Source organism: Paenibacillus sp. WLX1005 (assembly GCF_046603685.1).
In the GTDB taxonomy this organism is placed as follows: domain Bacteria; phylum Bacillota; class Bacilli; order Paenibacillales; family Paenibacillaceae; genus Saccharibacillus.
Window position 1 is genome coordinate 1,068,190 of sequence record NZ_CP176756.1, and the last position, 22,715, is coordinate 1,090,904.

General features: G+C 49.6%; 14 protein-coding genes and 1 pseudogene. 3 read left to right on the top strand and 12 right to left on the bottom strand.

Annotated features, from left to right (window positions below; translation table 11 throughout):
• The first annotated feature begins 26 nt into the window (after positions 1 to 26).
• The 3 genes from ACE3MZ_RS04690 to ACE3MZ_RS04700 all read left to right on the top strand — a co-directional run bounded on the left by ACE3MZ_RS04690 (position 27) and on the right by ACE3MZ_RS04700 (position 4,408).
• On the top strand, positions 27 to 1,661 hold the full coding sequence (locus ACE3MZ_RS04690) for a peptide ABC transporter substrate-binding protein (protein WP_411345329.1): 1,635 nt from the start codon (positions 27 to 29) through the stop codon (positions 1,659 to 1,661).
• A gap of 24 nt (positions 1,662 to 1,685) precedes the next feature.
• Positions 1,686 to 2,669 carry a dipeptidase gene (locus ACE3MZ_RS04695; protein WP_411345330.1) on the top strand — a complete coding sequence of 328 codons (984 nt, stop codon included), beginning with the start codon at positions 1,686 to 1,688 and terminating at the stop codon, positions 2,667 to 2,669.
• Positions 2,670 to 3,112: 443 nt separating this feature from the next.
• On the top strand, positions 3,113 to 4,408 hold the full coding sequence (locus tag ACE3MZ_RS04700; protein WP_411345331.1) for an MFS transporter: 1,296 nt from the start codon (positions 3,113 to 3,115) through the stop codon (positions 4,406 to 4,408).
• 350 nt (positions 4,409 to 4,758) lie between these two features.
• On the opposite strand, the gene ACE3MZ_RS04705 is transcribed toward ACE3MZ_RS04700, so the two are convergent.
• The 12 genes and pseudogenes from ACE3MZ_RS04705 to ACE3MZ_RS04760 form a co-directional block, all read right to left on the bottom strand.
• Complete coding sequence (locus ACE3MZ_RS04705; RefSeq protein ID WP_411346694.1) at positions 4,759 to 5,586, bottom strand: SDR family oxidoreductase; 828 nt, start codon at positions 5,584 to 5,586, stop codon at positions 4,759 to 4,761.
• Between the two features lie 745 nt (positions 5,587 to 6,331).
• Positions 6,332 to 7,267 (bottom strand): AraC family transcriptional regulator, encoded by a 936-nt coding sequence (locus tag ACE3MZ_RS04710; protein ID WP_411345332.1) that lies wholly within the window; start codon positions 7,265 to 7,267, stop codon positions 6,332 to 6,334.
• Positions 7,268 to 7,500: 233 nt separating this feature from the next.
• On the bottom strand, positions 7,501 to 10,881 hold the full coding sequence (locus ACE3MZ_RS04715) for a glycoside hydrolase family 2 TIM barrel-domain containing protein (protein WP_411345333.1): 3,381 nt from the start codon (positions 10,879 to 10,881) through the stop codon (positions 7,501 to 7,503).
• Positions 10,878 to 12,194, bottom strand: a complete 1,317-nt coding sequence (locus ACE3MZ_RS04720; RefSeq protein ID WP_411345334.1) for a glycoside hydrolase family 125 protein — start codon at positions 12,192 to 12,194, stop codon at positions 10,878 to 10,880. Before ACE3MZ_RS04720 ends, ACE3MZ_RS04715 begins: the two co-directional genes overlap by 4 nt.
• 2 nt (positions 12,195 to 12,196) lie before the next feature.
• Positions 12,197 to 15,710, bottom strand: a pseudogene (locus tag ACE3MZ_RS04725) (alpha-mannosidase).
• A gap of 278 nt (positions 15,711 to 15,988) precedes the next feature.
• The gene (locus tag ACE3MZ_RS04730) at positions 15,989 to 16,954 is read right to left on the bottom strand and encodes a carbohydrate kinase family protein (protein ID WP_411345335.1); all 966 of its coding nucleotides are present in this window, start codon (positions 16,952 to 16,954) and stop codon (positions 15,989 to 15,991) included.
• 63 nt (positions 16,955 to 17,017) lie between these two features.
• Positions 17,018 to 17,923 carry a carbohydrate ABC transporter permease gene (locus tag ACE3MZ_RS04735; RefSeq protein WP_411345336.1) on the bottom strand — a complete coding sequence of 302 codons (906 nt, stop codon included), beginning with the start codon at positions 17,921 to 17,923 and terminating at the stop codon, positions 17,018 to 17,020.
• Between the two features lie 80 nt (positions 17,924 to 18,003).
• Positions 18,004 to 18,792 carry a hypothetical protein gene (locus ACE3MZ_RS04740; protein ID WP_411345337.1) on the bottom strand — a complete coding sequence of 263 codons (789 nt, stop codon included), beginning with the start codon at positions 18,790 to 18,792 and terminating at the stop codon, positions 18,004 to 18,006.
• 62 nt (positions 18,793 to 18,854) lie between these two features.
• On the bottom strand, positions 18,855 to 19,727 hold the full coding sequence (locus tag ACE3MZ_RS04745) for an extracellular solute-binding protein (RefSeq protein ID WP_411345338.1): 873 nt from the start codon (positions 19,725 to 19,727) through the stop codon (positions 18,855 to 18,857).
• 47 nt (positions 19,728 to 19,774) lie between these two features.
• Positions 19,775 to 20,725 carry an ABC transporter permease gene (locus ACE3MZ_RS04750; protein ID WP_411346695.1) on the bottom strand — a complete coding sequence of 317 codons (951 nt, stop codon included), beginning with the start codon at positions 20,723 to 20,725 and terminating at the stop codon, positions 19,775 to 19,777.
• A gap of 145 nt (positions 20,726 to 20,870) precedes the next feature.
• Positions 20,871 to 21,635: a sugar phosphate isomerase/epimerase family protein gene (locus tag ACE3MZ_RS04755; RefSeq protein WP_411345339.1), complete on the bottom strand. Its 765-nt coding sequence runs from the start codon at positions 21,633 to 21,635 to the stop codon at positions 20,871 to 20,873.
• Entirely contained in the window at positions 21,632 to 22,558 is a 927-nt protein-coding gene (locus tag ACE3MZ_RS04760; RefSeq protein WP_411345340.1) for an aldo/keto reductase, read from the bottom strand. The genes ACE3MZ_RS04755 and ACE3MZ_RS04760 overlap by 4 nt, the downstream gene beginning before the upstream one ends.
• Between the last annotated feature and the right edge of the window lie 157 nt (positions 22,559 to 22,715).

Sequence of the window (22,715 nt, forward strand, 5' to 3'; positions counted from 1 at the left end):
TATGTAATCAGGACAGGAGACTGAATATGAGTAAAAAAACGATGGTATTGCTGTTAACGCTGGCGTTATTGGCGGGGCTATTAAGCGCCTGCGGCAAAGGCTCGGAACGTTCGGATGCCTCTTCATCCAGCAGCAGTCAGGATCTGATCGTTGCCAACACAGCGGATGTATCGACACTGGATTCCAATCTGGCTACGTCGGCGGAGGATTTGAATATTATTAACAAATTGGTCGAAGGATTGTACCGTCAAAGCGAGAAGGGCGTCGAGCTGGCGGCAGCAAGCGATGTGAAGATCAGCGATGACAAGAAAACGTACACCTTTACTATTCGTGATGAGAAGTGGTCGGATGGCACACCAGTAACGGCGCATGATTTTGAATATGCGTGGAAACGATTGGCGAATCCAGAAACGAAAGCGGAATACTCGTACATGCTGCTAGTCGCTGGTGTGAAAAACGCCGAGAATGTACTTTATAATGGTGCCGCCCTAGATACACTCGGTGTAAAGGCAACCGACGACAAAACATTTGTCGTGCAGCTGGATCGGGTCGTGCCGTACTTTGATTCTTTGATGGCAGGTACATACTTTGCACCGATCAATGAGAAATTTGCTGCGGCGCAAGGCGATCAATACGGGCTGTCCAAAGACAATGTACTGTCCAATGGTCCATTTGTCATCTCTGACTGGACGGTTGGCGGTGACTCGGTTGTCCTATCCAAAAATACGCAGTATTGGGATCAGGACAATATCAAGCTGAACACCCTGACGTACAAAACGGTCAAAGATTCGCAATCCGGCATTCTGGCGTATCAATCGCAGCAACTGGATTATGTAGAGATTAACGGTGAAGAAGGGGCAGCTTACAAAGATTCCAAAGATTATCATACTCAGCTTGCCCGCATGCTGTACTATTTCCAACCGAATCTGAAAGTAAAAGAATTGAACAACGTGAATCTGCGCCTCGCACTGGCACTGGCGTATGACAAACATTCAGTCGTCGATAATATTCTAAAAGATGGCTCTGTTCCGGCAGATTTCCTGATCGTCAACACGCTTGCTTCTGGCGTAGAGGGCAAAACCTTCCGTGACGCTGCCCAAGCGACGTATCTGGAATCGGACAAAGCCAAGGCGGTCGAATATTTCAACAAAGCCAAAGCCGAGCTGAAGCAGGACACGTTCACATTTGAATTACTGTACGACGATGACGATACAACCAAGCAGATCGCTCAATTCTATCAATCCGAAATTCAAAATACACTGCCCGGCATCACGATCAATCTGAAAGCCCAGCCGAAGAAAAATCGTGTTGCTCTCGCTGGCAAAGGTGACTTCCAGATTATTATCACTCGTTGGGGCGCTGACTATGACGATCCATCCACATACTTCGATCTGTTCACGGAGCGTTCCGGTTACAACTTTGGTCACTGGGTGAACCCGGAATACAACAAGTTGGTTAACGGCGCATCGCAGCAGTGGATCGCTTCGCCGGAGAAACGTCTGGATGCGTATATCAAAGCAGAGAAAGTATTGCTCGACGATGCCGCCATTTTCCCAATTTATCAGGATGGACGTTCGTATCTGCTTAACTCGCGTGTCACCGTGAAATTCAGTCCAGAAGGCTCGGCATTGTGGAGAACAGCAACGATCAGCAATGAATAGTGAATCTAGTTGTGGAGGATACACATGGGATATATTGATCTGCACTGCGATACGCTCATGCTGTTTGCCAGACCGGATCATACTGGCGATTTGCGGCGTAATGACCGACAGGTCGATCTGGACAAGCTGACACGCGGCGGAGCGTATGCGCAATTTTTCGCCATCTTCATGGTACCAGAACCCTTTTATGCTCATTTGCATATGGAGCCGCTGGCGGATGACGTATATTATGAGCGTTTGTATGAGGCGTTTCGACAGGAATTTATCGATGGAACAGTGGAAGGCGCAGCCGCACGGTTTGCTGGGAATTACGAGCAATACACTGCCAATCGGGAAGCAGGCAGATTGTCCGCTTTTCTGACGATTGAAGATGGACGGCTGCTGGACGGCGATCTGAATACGCTGGATCAGTGGTATCGTCAGGGCGTGCGACTGATTACGCTCACATGGAATTACGAGAACAGCATCGGCTATCCGCAATCGTCGGATCATGAGCTGATGCAGCATAGGTTAAAGCCATTTGGGGTAGAAACCGTGCAACGCATGAACGAGCTGGGCATGATCGTTGACGTATCGCATCTGTCAGATGGCGGGTTCTGGGATGTGGTGAAGTATAGCAACAAGCCATTTGTTGCTTCCCACTCCAACAGCCGAGTTCTGTCGCCGCACCCGCGTAATCTCACCGACGAGATGATCAGAGCGCTTGGTAACAAGGGCGGTCTGGCAGGGCTGAACTTTGGTGGCAACTTTTTGAATGAACAGATTTCCGATGATCGCAGTACGTTGCAGCAGATGGTGCGACATATTCATCATATGGTCAATGTAGGCGGAGTGGACAGTGTGGCACTTGGCTCCGACTTTGACGGTGTGCCGAGAAATCTGGAGATCGACGATGCCTCTCAAGTTCCGCTACTCGCTGAGCGATTACATCAGCACGGATTCCATCCATCCGACATCGATAAAATCATGTTCGGCAATGTAGAGCGACTAATTCGCGAAACGTTATGAGGGGAACGAATTCCAAATACTCATATGCAAGTCATACGTACACGCAAGAAGCATCTGTCACAAAGGGCAGATGCTTCTTTTTTGTTTGAAATGAATGAACGTATAAAAGTTATAAATAATACTTAATTACGATATTATTATATAGCCAGCTATCGTTATACCCGTTACAATGAGATTTAGAATAAATTAACAAATTATTATAGTTTTTGTTTGTAAATGGTGTACACGGCTTACATATCGTGCGATACTTAAAATTGACAAGTCGAAAAAGAAAATCATATACTGATTAAAACATAATTTATGGATCAATTTACATTATTTAAAATATTACGTACATACTCTAGTTAGCAAGACAATATCGTGCCACTTGTCATCCGCAACGGATAACCGTTTGAAGTGATATAAGCATGACTTACTCCACATTGCAGGAAGGGATGGACATTTTGATCAGAAAATCGTTTTACATGTTATGGGGCACACAGACCGTTTCCAATATTGCGGACATTGTGTACTCGCTCAGTCTCGTTACCCTCGTATTTATTCAAAGCGGCTCGCTGCTAACAACGATCTTTATTCCGCTATTCCGTATGCTGTCCAAAATCGTCAGCGGGTTGGTTGCACCGCTAGTGATGTCGAGGTATCGATTAACATCGATTTTAATGTGCTCGCAGCTTGGACAGTTTGTGCTGTTTACAGCGCTGATCTTTTACTTGTGGCTGACGCCTGTACCGTCGTACGGTATCGTATTTGCAGTCGTATTCGGCATGTCCTTCTTGGATGGCTGGACAGATCCGGCGCGTAATGCGCTCGTGCCACGACTGGCAGATGGCGAAGGCTTGATGCGAGCCAATGGATTGATCTCGGTCAGCGATCAGATCGTCAAATGCTCTGGCTGGGCACTCAGCGGTATTATCGTCGCTGTTGCTGGGGCGTTGCCAACAATGTGGATCGCGTCGGCAAGTTATTTTCTGGCGATGTTCTTTACCGCATTTATCCGTGATCCGTATGCACAGGCAGGTCTAGCACATGCCAAAGGTGCAGTGGACGATGAGGCTGCACCAGCGACCAAGCCGTCGTATGGACAGCAATTATCCGAAGGCTGGAAAATCATCGCCACTAACCGCCGCATTCGTCTGCTGGCAATTGTCGACAATATCGATACGTTAGGCGGCGCGGCGTGGTTGGGCGCATTTATCCTTGCCTTTGTCGTGCAGGTGCTGCATCAGGATGAACGCTGGTGGGGCTTTATGAATACTGCCTTTTTCATCGGTTCGATTGCAGGCGGACTGCTGATCGTCTCACGGGTGAAAAAGATTCAAAAGAACGCTTATCTGCATATGCTGCTGCATCTGATGATCTATGTGGTCATTGCGGTCGCATTTGCCTTCAATACCCAGCCGTTTCTGGCGATGTTCCTGCTCATGATCTCTGGCTTGCCAGTACAGGTGGCAGGCGTGATCCGTCGTACACTGATCCAGCAAAATCTGACACCGGAAGAAACACCGAGTGTCATGTCAGCATGGAGTGTGCTGAGTAATCTGGCATTCGCGGTTGCGATGCTGGGGCTGAGCTGGATTGCCGATCAATTCGGAATGAAAAATATGTATCTGATTGCTGCGTTAATGACGACGATCGCTGTCGTGATCGGATATGTATATCGCTCTTATTTCCGCGAGGAGCTGGCGGGTGAGAACGAGCAGTATGTCAATGAACAATCGGTAGCAGCGAACAAGGCATAATTGGTTGGCTGGGAGATACGTAATAAGCTTACGTTAGTAAACGGTGGAAAAGGTAAAATTGGTAGTAGGAACGATGCAAAGTAAGATCACAACAGCAACATATGTAGCTCCAACAATTACAGCTACAACATTGCAAACCAAGAGATAATACTGCAAATTCAGAGATAATACTGCAAATCCAGAAGTAATCGTTACAGAAAAAGAAGCAGTGATCTAAGATCGCTGCTTCTTTTTTACGTGGATGTGTAATATGACCACCTATGCACGTACATAGCACAATGACCCTACAGACAGACATTGCAAAATGCTTTCAGCTGTATGCTACATAAGCAATCATGAGAAGAACGATCTTAAACACCCGAATACGCCATAAATCCGCCATCCACCGGAATCGTTACGCCAGTAATAAACCCAGACGTATCGGCATCCGCCAGCCACAGCAGCGTGCCAAGCAGATCATCCGGTACACCGAATCGTCGCATCGGCGTATGCGCGATAATCTTTTCCGAACGTTCGGTGAGCGAGCCGTCTTCGTTTTTTAACAGTTTTTGATTTTGCTGAGTTAGGAAAAATCCCGGTGCAATCGCGTTTACTCGAATCCCAGTATGCGCAAAATGCACAGACAGCCACTGCGTAAAGTTGTTGATGCCTGCTTTGGCAGCTGAATACGCAGGTACTTTGGTCATCGGGCTGTACGCACTCATGGACGAAATGTTGATCACACTCACGCCCGTGCGTCCGGTCATATGGCGAGTGAAGATTTGCGTCGGAATCAGCGTGCCAATCATATTCAGATCCATCACCTGACGGAAGCCGTCGATTTTGATATCATAAAAGGTCTGCTTGTCGTCATCATTCAGATCCTGCTCGTGGAACGTTTCTTCGGTCGTATTCGCATCCGAATGATTGCCCCCGGCACCGTTGATCAGAATATCGCACGGACCGAGCTGCGCGGTGACTGCCGTCTCGGCAACGATCACGCTATCCTCGTTCGTGACATCGCATGCAACAGCAATAGCTTCGCCACCAGCGGCAACGATCTCGTCAGCGACCAGTTGTCCTTTTTCCACCGTACGGTTCAGAATGGCGATGCGGCAACCTTGTCGTCCTAACTCCAATGCCATCGCGCGGCATAACACGCCCGCCCCGCCCGTAATGACGACCACTTTGCCACGCATGGAATCGTGTAGCGGCAACGGCTTGGATTCTGTCTCGGTTGGTGGTTCCTGCTCCTGTTCCTCCACATGACGAATCACTTCGCGTAGCGTTTTATCCACCAGTTTATTGCCGGTAGTTGGCTCGGCAGGTGGAGCAATGGGAATGTCTGAAGCGGAGATCGTATCGGCGCTCGTAGCGAACTGTGGTATCTGATCGTCTGCCAGATTGTTCACAGGCAAGACACTGTTCGCTGCATCTGAAGTGGACAAGGATGGTTGCGTCGGTATTCTATCCTGCGTCGAATGTGGCGTTTGCTTATGGCTTGCTTGATTCTGAGAATGTACTTCGTCTCTATGTGGTGCGTCTGTCAGAGTTTCCAATACTGGCGAATCATTCTGGTTACGCTGCTGTGAGCTGTTTTCAGTCGTTATATTAGATGGTTGCTGCTTGTTCATGATGGATCATTCCTTTCTGTGACCGCATATGGGTAAACGGAAACCCGGTCGGCAGGATTACAATATCTTTAGCCCGATTCGGCGCAAGCGAACCGCACGTAAATAACTCGCACGCAAACAACCCGATATCATGTTCACCAGCATCAGCATTCTGCTTCCTCTGGCTGTCAACGATATCGGGCGATGGATCAAACGTAGTAGCAGTAAGTATACAAGCGGCAGCCAGCTGACGATGATGCCGTATGGAGCATCGTTATATTGCCCCTCATGGACGTATACGGCAGCGTGGCTGTCCGGTGGTTCAGCTATGTCAGACATCGGCTTCGAGTGGCTGATTCATATGCAGATGATTTTTACGGTAATGGCTAGGTGAGATGCCCGACCAGCGTTTGAACTGGCGGCTAAAATGCGCAATATCGCGATAGCCGAGTGTGGTCGCAATGTCCTGAATCGACATATGCGGATCGGCAAGCAGCAGCTTGGACTTGTGCAAGACGAGATTGGACAGGTAGCTGCGCGGCGAGATAGCAAACACCTGATGGAAAATGCGATTGCAATGCGACGGACTGATTCCCAGCTCGGCAGCGATATCGTCGATACCGTAATGCGATTCCGGGCGCTGGGTGACCTGCGTAATATTGCGGTTCACAATTCCTTGCAATCGTGCGGCAATCTGATGCGCCAGCTCCATATGCGCATACGTGGATGGCGATGCCTGAGCAGCTTCATCCAGCAGAATCTCCCACAATACGCCGAACAGCTCGAACGAAGCTGCCTGCAAACGGATACGGCGTGTGATCATATGCTGTCCTTCTAGCTCGGCAGCCTGTACCAGTTTCATAATGCACGGTTCGATCTGACGTGCTGCCAGACTATTTTTGCGCAAAATCAGTTGATTCGTACGTTCCAGCAGCGACAGGAAGACACGGTCATTCATCTCAAAATGAATGCAGACATACACCAGCGAACGGTCGCTGATGCTACGGCTCATATGGGGGATACCCGGCGGCAAAATCACCAGATCACCGGCTTGCTGCACATAGCTGTATTCCCCGATCTTCAATTGCTGGGTGCCCTCTAAGACATAATTGATCTCATACTGATGATGGGCATGACTTGGACATTCCCAATCCCGGCTCACCTCGCGCAGATTGATACCGAGCAGATTAACCGATGTCTGCACGTCTGGGCATACGGTTTCCGAGACGCTGAGACCCCATTCCGGCGATATAAAGGAAGTGGACATAGATAGCCTCCAATCTCACATTTATGTTTGCTGAGTATTGCCTCCAACCGGACAGAGAACGAAGAACGGCGAAATCAAACGGGATATGGGTAATTTGCTGATTGGACTAGTTTCAGCATACATGCATATGAACAAAAATGAAAGGGTTTTCATTTGATTCATATAAAAGTTTATGAATGGACAAAAAAGGGCTACCCCGAATGAAGAGACCGGGGCAGCCTGCATACATTTTGCTAGTAGCGATTTTCCAGTGATACGACGTGAATATCCAGCTCATACGTAAATGATTTTTCCTGCAAACGGAACATCTCCGCAAGCTCGGGACCACAGGAGTTAGAGCCAACACCGCTCATTTTGTAATCCAGATGCAGATACGTTTGTGGACGTGGGCGTAGTTGGTGCGCATGGGTTGCCGTCGTCAGATCGGCAGACGTATAATGCGACGCTTGGAACGAAAAAGGCTGCGAACCACTTACCTGTAAACCGACACCAAGTGGATTCGTAATATGCAGCCAATCGGTACGGTCACGGGAGCCATTTTCCTGCGGGACAACGTAGTTGTAAAATAGTTGCTCTACCGTCTGCGTATACCGTCCAAAGCGTGTACTATAATGCTTGTCCACATAACTCTCATACGGACCTTGACCGAAATACGTTACCTGCTCCATCCCCGACTGCAACGTCAATAACAGTCCAAATCGTGGCAAATACGGAGCTGTCGGCAATACTTGCACATCCACCTTCATCTGGATCACGCCATTGCTGTGAATCTGCCAGATCACATCACCATGCAGCAGTGGATACTGGCTAATCGCGCCGAGTGAGAAGGAGGTCTGAATCAGTACAGTTTGCTCGTCCGTCTGCTGCCACTGACTATCGTATATTTTGGTATGCAGCCGATCCATGCCGATGTCGCGCCACTTCTCCTCTATATGCATATCGTTGCTGATCGGCGCGCGCCAGACGGCAAAGCTGGATGGGGCATCCAGCAATTCGATCCCACTACGGCCGATAGAGAGAAGGGCGCCTTCTACCAGATCGTAGCGACAGCTAAATTCGTCGCCGCTCATATGCAACATACCGTCAAATTCCTGTGCGGATAGCGGTATGACGATCGGCTGTGCGTTAACAGCATGATTGTGGGTAAACGTGTCATCCAATGTAGAAATAGCATCAGTTGTTTCATCGCTCGTTGTCGTTGTTGTTAGCGAGGATGTCTGTATAGTATTGATTGTCGATAACGGCAAAGGATCGACTTTTTCCAGTGCATCCAACGCAAATTGGAAAAAAGCAATCTCGTAACCATGCTCCGCCCAGCGCGTCTGTTGGCGCTGACGAATATGGAACGTTACGTAGCGATTGCGACGGGCAGTATAAGATGGTGCTGTCAGATGGATATCCGGCGGCAATGACCATTCCAGCATCGCGGATTGCTGGGGTGCAATATCTGGTAGTGCCAACTCGCCCTGTGTTAACAGTACGCCATTCTGTTCCACAATCCAGTGCACAGTCAGATGCTCCAGCGAGGCAAAGTCATATCGATTATGCACGCGGAGCCACAGTGAGTCGGAATTTTTATTGTTTACGACATGGTCATAGTTCTGCTGATTCTGGTCATGTTCTGCATTATGCTTCGTCTGCTCGCTCCATTGCTCGATCCACACAGGCGCGATAATCTGCTTCAATTCTAGTAACCCCGGATGCGGCTTGCGATCTGGCGAAACAAGACCGTCGATGCAAAAGGCGCCGTCATTCGGTTGATCGCCAAAATCGCCACCATACGCATAATATAGCTGTCCGTGCTCATCACGCTGCTCGATGCCGTGATCTGCCCATTCCCATACACAACCACCCATCAGACGTGGATGCGCATAGATGGCATCCCAATATTGCTTCAGATCGCCAGGACCGTTGCCCATCGCATGGCTATATTCACACAGAAATAGCGGCTTGGTTTGCTGTTCGTCGCTGGCATACGCAATAATGTCGGCGGGAGAAGCGTACATCCGGCTTTCTACATCCAGCACAGATACATTGCTATGCCCATTGTAACCCGGAGCTGCCCCTTCATAATGCACGGGACGAGAAGGATCGCGTTCCCGCGTCCAGCGAGCCATGGCGATATGGTTGATATCGTAGCCGGATTCGTTGCCCATCGACCATAGAACAACAGAAGCGAAGTTTTTATCGCGTTCTACTAGTCTCACTGCCCGATCTACAAAAGCCTCTTGCCAATCCGCATTGGCGGACAACTGATGAAACGCACCCGGACCAAAGTCCTCAGGAATGCCAATTCCGTGACATTCCAGATCTGCTTCGTCAATCACATACAAGCCCAGTCGATCACACAACTCAAGAAAGCGCGGATCATTCGGGTAATGTGCTGTACGCACCGTATTGATATTATGCCGCTTCATCAACAGCAGATCGTCGATCATATGCTGCAACGGTACCGTATGACCAAGTACGGAATGCGTATCATGGCGATTGACGCCTTTGAGCTTGATCGGCTGTCCGTTGATCGTGAATACACCGTCAGCTGTAATAGCAATCTCGCGTAGCCCGATGGCAAAATACAATACTTCGCCGCTCGCTTCCACATACAGATGATACAGCTGTGGTTGTTCGGCATTCCACAATACTGGATTATTCCAGCTTAACGATAAGCAGCCTGTATGTGTATTCGGTTGTATGTCCACTATACCTGTAGCGACGATCTGCTTGCCGGATGGATCTATCAATTGTGCTTGTACTGTCAGCGTGTTTGATGGCGAATGCTTACAGGCAACTTTGAAATCGGAGCTATCCGCCCCATGCTCTATCGAACGACTATTCATATCAAGCTCAATATCCAGATGGGCGGAAGTATAGACAGGGTTACCAGCAGCATCCAGTTCTGTTTCCAGCGATTGACGGACGAACACGTCACGCACATGCTGTGGAGCACGACTTAACAGATACACATCGCGGAAAATGCCGTTGTACCGCCACATATCCTGATCTTCCAAATACGAGCCGTCACACCATTTCAGCACGAGCACAGCGATTGTATTGCTACCGGGCTGTACATACGGAGTAATCTGAAACTCCGCTGGTACCCGACTGCCCTGACTATATCCGACAAACTGTCCGTTTACCCATACGTATACACACGACAATACACCTTCAAATACCAGATAACTGTCCCGCTCCTGCCACGACGATGACAGTTCAAATTGACGCACATACGCACCCGCCGGATTGCGGGTTGGAATATGCGGCGGATCGCATGGAAACGGATAATTCAGATTGGTATAATGCTGCTGATCATATCCATGCCGCTGCCAGCAGGAGGGCACGATCAAGTCGTTCCACAATCCAGCTGTTGCATGCTGCCCGGTATGAATCGGCGCATGTTGCCAGAATTCTGGCTCTACTTCGCGAACGGAGTCATAATAACGGAATTGCCAGTTGCCATTTAACGATTGGTAAAAGGGCGAACGCTCGCGCTGCAAACTGGCAGCATCGGAGCGATGTGCATACGGAATATAGTAAGAACGCGCGGGTTCGCGGTTCACCTGAAGTACGTTCAGCTGTTGATGGTAGTTTGGAATGGATGGAATGACAGGATTCATAGGCGATACGATTCCTCCCTGGTGGATGATTGCACATAATGAATAACGAATTCGGCAAACAGACTATTTGACCAGGCAAACCACGGACGAGTGAATTGCGTCGGATCGTCCTTGTGGAAGCCTTCGTGCATCAATCCGGTTCCGGCATGAGTGGAGGACAGCCATTCTAGCAATTGCAGTTGCTCCTTGCGGTCGACAGACGTTAGCCCCTGCATCGACAATGCAATATGCCAAATATAATCTTTGGGTGTATGGGGACTGCCAATGCCACGAGCAGCTGTCCCGGCAAAATAATACGGATTGTCGCTGCTCAGAATAAAGCGGCGCGTATTCTGATACACAGGATCGTCTGCCGGACGATAACCGAGATATGGAATCGACAGCAGACTTGGCACATTGGCGTCATCCATCAGATGATGATTGCCACGACCGTCGGTTTCATAGGCATAGATTTTGCCATATACCGGATGCAGAACGGTACCATAATGCTCAATGCCAAATTCGATTTCTTCCCGTAACGTTTCCGCGCGTATCGCCAGACGTTCATCATTGTACATATCACGGGCGATGGTCGCCATATACCCTAGCACGACAACGGCAAACATATTCGACGGAATGAGATAGCCGAATACACACGCATCATCGCTCGGTCGGAAGCCAGACCAGGTCATACCAGTATACGAAGTAGGCATGCCGCGTCCTTGATTGCGCAATGTATCTGACGGCGGACAGTTCTCACGGATGAACCGATACGGCGACTGTTCATCATGGCGCTGCTCGCAGCTCCACAGATCGATGATTCGATTCATACCATTGTAAAAGGAGTGGTCGAACAGCTCGGCATTGCCCGTTTGCTGCCAGAACAGATACGCAAGCTGAATCGGATAACAGAGCGAATCGATCTCATACTTGCGCTCCCAGATCCACGGCGACAGAGTAGTAAGGTCTTCGTCGTATCTTGCATCATTTGGCTCATGATTGAACGCATTGGCATACGGATCAAGCCCGATGCAGAACAATTGCCGCCGAATCAATCCGGCGATACGTGCTGCTACCTGATTGTCGGATGATGCCAGTGGCAAGTAATGCCGCACCTGAGCTGCCGAATCACGCAGCCACATGGCAGGAATATCGCCAGTAATAACAAAGGAACTGTCATCGTCCATCACCCGAATGGTCGTCTCATATGTGCTAGCATAACAATGACGAAACATCGTACAAACGGCGGGTAGATGCTCCAGCCGCCGTTCGATACGTTCGACATACTGCTCCATCTCCGGTGTAAGCTGGAGTGGTGTATTTAACATGCTCATATTTATTCCTCCCGCAGTGAGATCAAGAAGGTGCGCAGCTCATATGGCGTAATCGTTATATGCAGCTCGCCCTGCTGCGAATCACCTGCTGGCTGTTCCATCAGATTGCATTCCTGCCATGACGCTATATCCAGATCGCTTGTAATCGTGAGCGGGGTGCGGATACCGCCGTATTCATGGATACGCAATACAATCTGGTTGGTTGGAACTTCGGCTTTTTTAACTGCGTCCACCATAACATGCTCAGCTGAGAATGAGAACATGGAAAAGGACGACCAATCACTGCCTGTCCCAGCGGATGAAGATACCATGTGTGCTTGATATGACAACGTATCGTGTGTAGCGGCAGAGAAATTAGCTGCATCGGCAGAAGCGGTAACCGGGATCGTCGTTACCGGCTGATTGAGCTGCCATGCTGCCTGTACCGTGCCACCGTCCAGCCAGTCGCCGCCATGCGGGTACAGCGAGTACGTAAACTGATGCTGTCCGTAATCTGCCATCGGATCGGGATAAATAGCAGATTTGAGTAGCGACAGTCGGATCACATGATCTTTGATATCATAGCCGTATTTGCAATCATTGAGCAGACTGACGCCGTAGTTGCGTTCCGACAGATCTGCCCACTGATGACCAACACTTTCAAAGCGTGCCCAATCCCAACTCGTATTCCAGTGCGTCGGACGCTTCACATTGCCAAATTGAATATCATAGGTCGCTTCGGTAGAGCGAATCTGTACCGGGAAAGCTACCTTCAGCAGCTTCTGCCGTTCTTTCCAATCAACATGCGTTACAAAATCGATCCGACGATCATGACTGTAGACGATCAATTGCTGCGTAATGATCGTATCGTTGTAATGCCAGACGAATTCTACTACCGCGCGTAGCGCTCCTTGCTCCAGAAGCTGCACTTGTTGCAGATCGGCAATCTCCTGCATCTTTTCCTGATAAAAGATATCGATATCCCACGCATCAAAGTTCATCGGCTTATCCTCGAACAATTGCAGCACATTACCGCGCTCGCCCGGTGCTAGCACTTCGCGATCATAATCCAGATCGGTAATAGAGATCAGTTGTCCCTGTGCATTCCATGTTAGCTCGTAATGCGGGGTACGCAGCACGCTATGTTCATAGGTGAATGTAGAATCTTCGTCTGTCACCGAAGCTGTGTGAACGAAGGGGAGCTGGCTCTCCTCCGTCGTATTGTTTCTCTTTGTAGCGCCTGTCATACGCTCAACATCTTGTGCCTGTGCAGCAATAGTCGTATCCGTAGCAGCTAGTTGTACTTGCTGTTCGGCATAGTGAATGATAGTAGTACCGAGCGATGGAACAGTGGATGACTGTACGATCCAGCCGTCCGTTGTGTGTTGTGCCGCAAGCGGTTGCCCTTCGCTGTCGCTCCACACATAATCACCTTGCGCACACTGGTCATACGGAATATGCACCAGCGGTTTCAGTGCCCATGAGGAGCTGTTTAGAACGAGCAATGTTCCATTATTATATTCCGGTTCGGAATATAATAGAGAGGTGGAGCTAGTCTGATTCGCTGTACTAGCATCTACAGTAATGATCTGATCTTCGGCACCGATAACGCCAGTTTCGCTAGCCGCATATTCACCTGCCAACAACAGGGACGGAGAGAGTGGAGCTAGCGGAAGTTCTGCTCCCGCCGCTTCACGCCATACTTGTCGTCCGATCTGCTCCTTCGCGTATTCTACCGTACTGTCTTCGTACACCTCGGCAATGGACGAGCCGGGGATAATATCATGGAACTGATTGCGCAGGATGATCTTCCAGCCTGCTTGCAGATTCTGTACCGGATACGACGACCAGTCGCCACTGTGCGCGATATTCAGCGTTTGCAGCCATTCAGCTTCCCGATACAGCAGCTCCAGCTTGCGATTGAGCTTTTTGTTGTACGCCTGACTGGTGTACGTGCCGCGATGATATTCTAGGTACAGCTCGCCATCCCATGTATGCACATAGCTGTCCGTCTCGTGGAACGTCTGTTGCAATTTGTTAAAATAGTCATCTGCCCGTCCGCTCTGCACAACCGGTACGCCGGGAATACGGTTCAACTGGCGACGCAGCTCCAGCATTTCACGAGTGACACCACCACCGCCGTCGCCGTACCCGTAGGAGATCAGCAGATTCTGATTCGCTTCTTTATCCTGATAGCTGTTCCATACGCCTTGCACAGTCTGCTTCTACCAGCCCGTTGTACGTATAATAAAAGGAATTGCCGCCTTCCCAATCATCCGGTGTCGTGATGAAGTGGGTTAGCACCTCCGAGCCATCAATCCCGCGCCAGCAGAACGTATCGCGCGGCATCCGGTTCACCTGATTCCAGCTAATCTTGGTCGTCATAAATGTATCAAACCCGGATTTGCGCAAAATTTGCGGCAATGCCCAGCTATAACCGAACACATCCGGTAGCCACAGATAGCTACTCTCCACGCCAAATTCCTCTTTGAAAAAGCGCGTACCGAGCAGGAACTGACGCACCAGCGATTCACCGGATGTCAGATTGCAATCCGCTTCTACCCACATGCCGCCGCCCGCTTCCCAGCGTCCTTCTGCGATACGCTCCTTGATGCGCTCATACAATTCCGGGTAATCTTGCTTGATATATTCATATAGCTGTGGCTGAGTTTGCAGGAAAATATACTCCGGGTCATGCTCCATCAGCCGCAGAACGGTAGAGAGGAGCGCGCAGCCTTTTCGCGTGTATGCTTGAGCCGCCATAGCCATGCCACGTCGATATGTGTATGACCAACAGCGGTAACGAGTACGGGATGCTCTTTTTTCAACGTTTCTAGCTGTGCATTCAGCGATGCATCCGCCGTCTCCACCGAAGCGTAAAAGTCCGCCGAGCCTGCCACCGACCAATCCAGTCCACGGTATGTGTCGTTCAATAGCTTCAGCAGTGCAGAGCGTTCATACGCAGATTCCGGCAAAATGGCAATCGTCTGCAAGATCGCTAGCGACGTGTAATACAGCCGATCTGCTGCATGATCCAGCCAGCCGATGCGTGAATCGCGAATGATATGCGTCAACTCACGCGGCGCACCGCCGCCTTCCAGCCCTGACCACAGTCGAAAATCAAACCGTGCTTCACCGGTATAACCGACTGGTAAAATCAACTCGATATGATTGCTATCCACGCCTTGAAATGGCTTGCCGTTCAAATAAGCAAGGCTTTCAAAGAAAAGCGCCATTGTTGCCGCCTTCTGTAGTGCCAAAATCAAACAGTCCAATGACCGTACGATCCTGCCACTCGGCGGGAATGGCAATCGTGGCGGATAGCCATATATAACGATCTCTGCCTGTCCAATGTTCGCCTTTGTGCAGCGTATAGGCAGCGGAATGTTCTTGTGATTCAGGCAGCGGTGGATACGCACCGTTGATGCCTTCACGGTCTTCGATTGCAGTATACGACGGCACGACAAATAGTTCTCGATAACGGAGCGGTTCCAGTTGCTCCAGACGCTTGCGCAATTTATCCTCGGTAAAAAACATGAAGTTCCTCCTTCATCGTCAGAGCGTATAAGGGTATGGTGTATGTTGATACGATTCCAGTATGATTGCGACCAATATTCGATCTTCCAAAAAAATAGGACAACCGGAGCGGGAGCGGTATCATCTGGTTGCCAATCGCGCCCAGCAACATGCAGTTCCCTGTTACAGCTTCCGGTTATCCCATTTTGATTGGTGATGCGATCCATTTTCGTTGCTTCATTACCAATGTGTTCATGCGCTGCTGCGGGTATGCCGATTGTTGCTGGCATTTGGACGGGCTATGCGATCACTTCCCAATCGTCCACAATTTGTCCGGCATGCTGTCTGATAAATTCCTGCACGCCATCATGATCGAGAATACCTGTATTGCCGCCATATGCAGATACCGATAGCGCGCCGCACGCATTACCATATTGCAGACATTCGCCCGCAGTCTTCCCTGTTAACACGCCGTACATATATCCGGCGTTAAAGCTGTCGCCTGCACCCGTCGTATCGACGGCGGTGACGGAGTAGGCGGAGCGGTACGTACGATCAGCGTTGTGTACAGAGACTGCACCGCGCGAGCCCATCTTCACTACCAGATGCGAGGCGTGACTGCTCATCCGCTGAATCGCCTGATGAATATCCTGTCGCCCGGAATAATGCAGAGCCTCCAGTTCGTTTAAGAAAAAGACATCCACTTCACGCATCACTTCAAAGATGCCGCTGTACCATTCGCCGCTGTCATCCCAGCCGACATCGAAGGAGATGGTCGTGCCAAAGCTTTTGATTTTGCGGATCATCTTCATATAGGCATCATGATTGCGACTGCCCTGATAACCGGTCATATGCACATGACGACCGTACCGCATACTATTTTCGTTTAGATCCTCCATCCGCACCTCGGCATTGGAGCCCATATACGTAATGAAGGAGCGGTCATGTTCTGGATTGATGGCGATGGAGATGCCGGTGTTGTTATGCTGGCTCTGACGAATATAGGTCGTATCGATATTCAATTCGCTGAATTCGTCCAAAATAAACTGACCGTAATAATCGCTGCCCAGCACCCCGTTAAAAGCTACTTTCAGTCCCAGCTTGGCAAGTGCCATCGAGAACAGCGCTGCGCCGCCGCCGATGTGCACCAGCATATTGCTAACGAATACTTCTTGCCCCGGTAGAGGCAACTGGTCGCTTCCGGCGACAATCAGATCGATATTGGCATCACCGATGGAGACGACATCATATTGTTTGTTATTCAATGAACATCCCCCATTTTCGTTACAGGCATGACTTGGTATGATACGTTGCAAGATGATGGCGGATCAGCCTTTGACCGAACCGACCATAATGCCTTGGACAAAATATTTCTGGATAAATGGATATACGCTCGCAATCGGTACGATGGAGATGATGACCATCGCCATTTTCAGCGATTCGCTCGTTACGGTACTGCTGGCGCTCATCATGGCGTTCATGGACAGATTTTTGCGTAGTGCTTCAGCGGCGGTCAGCATTTGCTGAAGCACCGTTTGCAGCGGACGCAGCTTCTCGTCGGTCACATAGAATGCGCCGTAGAACCAGTCATTCCAGTGCATAACACCATTGAACAAACAGATGACCGACAATACCGGCATACTGAGCGGGAAATAAATGCGGAATAACACCTGAAAATCGTTCGCTCCATCAATCTTGGCAGATTCCTCCATGCTGGGATCAATCGAGCGGAAGAACGTACGCACTAGAATGAGGTTCCATGCGCTATACAGCGTCGGTACGATATACACCCAGATCGTATTGTTCAGATGGAACATCTTCAGCACCATGAAAAAAGGAATGATCCCGCCATTGAACAGCATCGTGAATACGATAAAAATACTCGCTGCGCCGACACCCGGCAGATTGCGGTTTTTCAATGCAAATGCCGCCATAGCAGTTAGAAAGACGCTGAGTGCTGTACCGACAATGGTGCGGAATAGCGTCACTTCCAAGCCTTGCACAACCGCCGGATTTTTGAATACTTCGATATAGTTGGAGACGGAGAAGACGCGTGGCCAAAAAGCGATCCCGCCAAGCGAAGCATCCTTGCCGTCATTGAGCGACAACGCCAGAATGTTAACCAGCGGCAGCAGAATGATCAGCGACAGCAGGGCAAGCAGCATATAGTTGACGATATTGGCAATGCGCTCGTTGATGGGCGTTTTGCCGACAGCGTGAGCCTGTTGATCCATATTCAATACCTCCGCTTCAAAATAAGGATGGGGGATGGTGCGCATCCCCCGATGATTGCCTATCAGCTGAACAATACCGATCAGAAGAATGCATCGATGTAGAACACAACAGAGGACGGATCTTGATCATATTTTTGCTGTAAATATTGCTCGAATTGGTCGACACCGGCGGCTTTGAGCTGGGCGCGGTAATCGTCGAGAATCTTCTGCGCTTCGGTCATATCGCTGGCGAAGAAGGCTTGAACGAGCACGTCTTTGTACGAATCGAGAACCGGCTTCAGCGATGCTTCGATATCCGGCACCTCAGACAGATACGAAGCGGCGGTGTAGCCATCCCAATATTTGTACTTCGGATTGCCATCATTCATCAATTCAAAATACAGTTTGTAACGATCTGGTTGGGAATTGGCACCACGAATCAATTCGCCAAAGTCTTTGTTGTTATTCACATCCGTTTTGCCGAGCAGTCCGCCCCAGAAGTAAGGGATCGTATTGCGCTCATCCTGCGGGCTATTGTCGAGGATCGATTTTACTTTGTCAGTGTAAATATATTGACCTTTGTCATTGATCGTATAGTCGTCGCCTTCGATACCGTAGTTCCACAGTGCTTTGCCTTCTTTGCTGGCAAGGTAGTCAGCGAATTGTACGATTTGCTCTGGATTCTCGGTCGTGGATGGAATTGCCCATACTTGGTTACCGTATTTGCCTTTTTCATAAATCTCGTCTTCGCCTTTGTAGTTGTACATTTGATCCATTGGCAAGTATTTTGTTTTCTCGAACATAGTTAGTGCGTCCGGGGCGATATTCATATAGGAGGAGATGGCATAGGAACCGTTATTGTAGGCTTCTTCCGCACGCACGCCGTCCATATTGAATGCTTCTTTGTCGAGCAAACCAGCTTTCAGCAGCTTTTGGACAAATTCGATACTTTTCAGTGCATAGTCGGTTTCGGCAACGTGTTTGACTTTGCCATCAGCACGTCGAATTGGGTGCCGTTACCGAAGTCGTAGTTTTTGAACAGGGTGCTGGTTACTTGACCGCCCCATTTACGTGGACCGATAACGGTGATTGGCTTGCCGTTGTTGTCTTTGAAATTACCAGCTTTGATCTTGAGCGCCAGATTATACAGATCGTCCTCGGTTTTGATAGAGGAAGGATCAACGTTCAGCGCTTTGGCAATATCAGCTCTGATCCACAGACCAGCACGGTAATGCAGACGATCCTGATCAGTTGTATCTTTGGATGGGATATTCATATGGATAAAGTATACTTTGCCGTCAAAGTCCGGGCGGAACATAATGTTCTCACGCGTATCGCGCGGCAGGAAGTCGGGATCGAGATAGTTTTTGAGTACTTTGGTATTTTTCAGATAAGGGCTGAGATCGGTGAACATGCCTTCGCGTGCAGCCTTGAGCAGAACTGGCATTTCCGGGCGTCCACCGTGATCCAGATACGCTTCGATCACATCGGGCAAGTCGCCAGTAGCGAGCGCTACGGTCAGTTCTTGCAAGCCATCGGCAGCGCCACTGGATTGCCAGTTGATCGTCATACCGGTTTTTTCTTTGATTTTCTGAGCGACCGGGTTGTTCACCTGATCATCCGGCAATTGAGCACCGTCACCTTCGAGGAAAATACGACCAGTCAGATCGCGGTTGGCGATAAAGCCGCCTTCACCCGCTTTGCGACCATCAGCGGCAACCGTACTGGCACCATCATTACTGTCGGACGAACAGGCGGACAGCACAACAACCATCATCAGCAGCAGGGACAACGTAAGGGACAAGCGACGCGTAATCTTTTTCAATGAAATCACCCCAATGAATTATTGAAATTGCAGGTGTGCAGAGAATCCTACCAGAGGCTGGATTCGTTTTTACTGAAACGCTTGACCAGATAATTGGTCACGATAACGAGGATCAATCCAACCAGACCTTGCAGCAGTCCGACAGCGGCACCATAGCCGTATTGTCCCTGCATCATACCGACACGCAGCACATACGTATCCAGAATATCGGAGAAATCGGAGTTGCCTGCTGTCCGCAGCAGCCAGTTCTGTTCATACCCCGTTGTCAGCAGACTACCGATATCAAGAATAAACAAGATGGCGATGGTCGGGCGAATCGAAGGGAGCGTAATATGCCAGATTTTGCGCCATTTGCTGGCGCCGTCCATCTCGGCAGCTTCGTATAGCGTCGGATCGATACTTGCCATAGACGCGAGGTAGATAATCGAGCCCCAGCCGATATTTTTCCATACATACGTCACGAACATGATCAGATAGAAATAATGACCGTCCATCATATAAAAGGTACTGCTATCTCCGCCAAGCGCCGCCATAAACTGGTTGAAGATACCGTCATCCGGTGCCAGTACTTTGGTCGTGAACGCTGCGACTACGACCCATGAGAGGAAGTAAGGCAGATAGGAGATCGTCTGGGTTAACGATTTGAACCATTTGGTGCGTAGCTCGTTCAGCATAAGCGCCAGCAGAATCGGGAATGGGAAGTAGACGATGATTTTCAAAAAGCCGACGATAAAGGTGTTCAAAATGAGCTGTGTAGCGTCCGGGTAAGAGAAGAACAGTTTGAAATAACGTAATCCCACCCACGGGCCGCCGAACATGCCGCCGTTAAAGCGGAATTCCTTGAACGCCATCACGAGTCCCGCCATTGGCAGGTAAGCGAAGATGGCAAAGAAGATCAGACACGGCAGCAACATGATGTACAGATAGCGGTTGGCGACGATGATTTTCCATAGACCTGCCGAGGAGGCTTTTTTCGCCTTGGTCTTTTTTTTCGACATCGAATCCAGTTCAGCTTGCATGACATGTCTCCTTTCAAACGTGCATCATACGTGGAGTTGATTATATACCTCAGTTCGTTGTTACATGATTTAAAGTGATCATATGCTAACTATCGAGTTATCGCGCTTGCAGGTCATTACGATGTTAGCGCAGCGGCACAATCAGCTGTTCCAAATATCGAAGACTCTGCTCCAGACTGTCTAGTGGTGAGCCGGGACAATAATCTTGTTCGACGGCGTAGAACTGAACGCCATTCTGTTCGCCCCATTGCAGCACAGGCACGAAGTCGATCATACCACTGCCAATCTCAGCAAAATATTCCTGTCCGTCAGACGTCATATCCTTCAGATGTAGAATTGGCATGCGTCCACTATACTGACTAATGACGCTCAGCGGATCGCGTCCTGCCTTCTGCACCCAGTAGGTGTCGATCTCGGCGTACACCGGAGCCTGATGATCATAATCCAGTAAATATTGCAGGGCGTACTGTTCACCCATCATCGTATGGAATTCCCAATCGTGATTGTGAAAGCCGACCCGATAACCGCGCGGCGAGACGAGGGAGGATACATTACGTAGCTCGCGTCGTACAAATTCGTATCCGGCAGCGTTCTTATGTTCATCCGGCAGTGAGTGGCAAATAATATCCGGTGTCTCAAACAGATCGGCTTCGCGCAGCACATTGTCCAGATCGTTGCGCATGCGTTCCAGCCCGACGTGCATACCTGCCGTTTTCAATCCAAGTTCCTTGACAGCAGCGGCAATCTCCACTGGATCATTGCCATGCAGACCGTCAATCTGAACTGCTTTCCAGCCCATCTCTGACAGTAGCTTCAATGTGCCGATATAATCCTGTTTTAATTCATTGCGTACGGTAAATAATTGCGCCGCCAGTTTGTCCTGAATCATGCTCGTTCCTCCTTCTCCAGATTGATCCATTGCAGCTCGTCATCAGAAATGTTCAACGTTAGCACATCTAGCGATTGAGCCAGCTCGTCGCTACTGCGAGGCCCGATAATGGCAGCAGTAGGGAAGGGACGATGCAGGACAAAGTAGAGCGCGATTTGCGTCGGTGTTACATTATGTTCCTCTGCCAGCTGTACCGTGCGGCGATATCGTTCCCAGTTGGATTCACTGTAATACACGCGTACCATTTCTTCATTGGAGCGATCCTCTGGTGAGAACGCACCGGAGAAAAATCCGCCCGCCTGCGCCGACCAGGATAGTAACGGTAACTGTGTGCGTGTATGCCATTGAACGGTATCATCATCTGCGGATACACATCCGGGCCAGCGTGCTTCCAGCGCGACCGCAAGCGACAGGTTTGGGCTGTTGAAGCGGAAGCCTTGCAATCCGTTAGCAGCAGCATACTCGTTCGCTTCTTGAATTCGTTGCCAGCTCCAGTTGGATGCGCCAAGTGCGCGAATCCGTCCGGCTTGCAGATGTTCATTTAGGGTATCGATGATTGGCTCTACTGGTACATCGGCATTGTCGCGATGCAGAGCGTACAGATCAATGTGATCGGTACGTAGTCGTTCCAGACTGATGAGCAGATCGTGTGTAATGTTATCTGGTGTGACACGCGGCGTTGGATCGCCTTTGAGTGGATGACAACATTTACTAAGCAGTACAAGCTGCTGGCGATTCCCCTGTTCATTCATCCAGCGCCCGATGATCTCCTCGCTGCCGGTATACTGATACGCCATATCAATGGTCGTACCGCCAGCGGCAACAAATTCATCCAATGCCCAGGTGCCGTCCATTCTGGATAGATCGCCTGTGCCGATAATGAGCGGCGATATCGGGATTCCAGCTACAGTTACATTGGTCAAGTGAACATTCCCCCTGTTTTCTGGTATCGATACCAGATGTGGTTTCATAGCCTTGCGCCAAGTTGTGCAATCAGGATGATACTCTTGCTAATGATGTTCTGGTATCGATTCCAGAAAGTCAGGTTATTTGTAAATGACTAACCATCTGAAATCGATA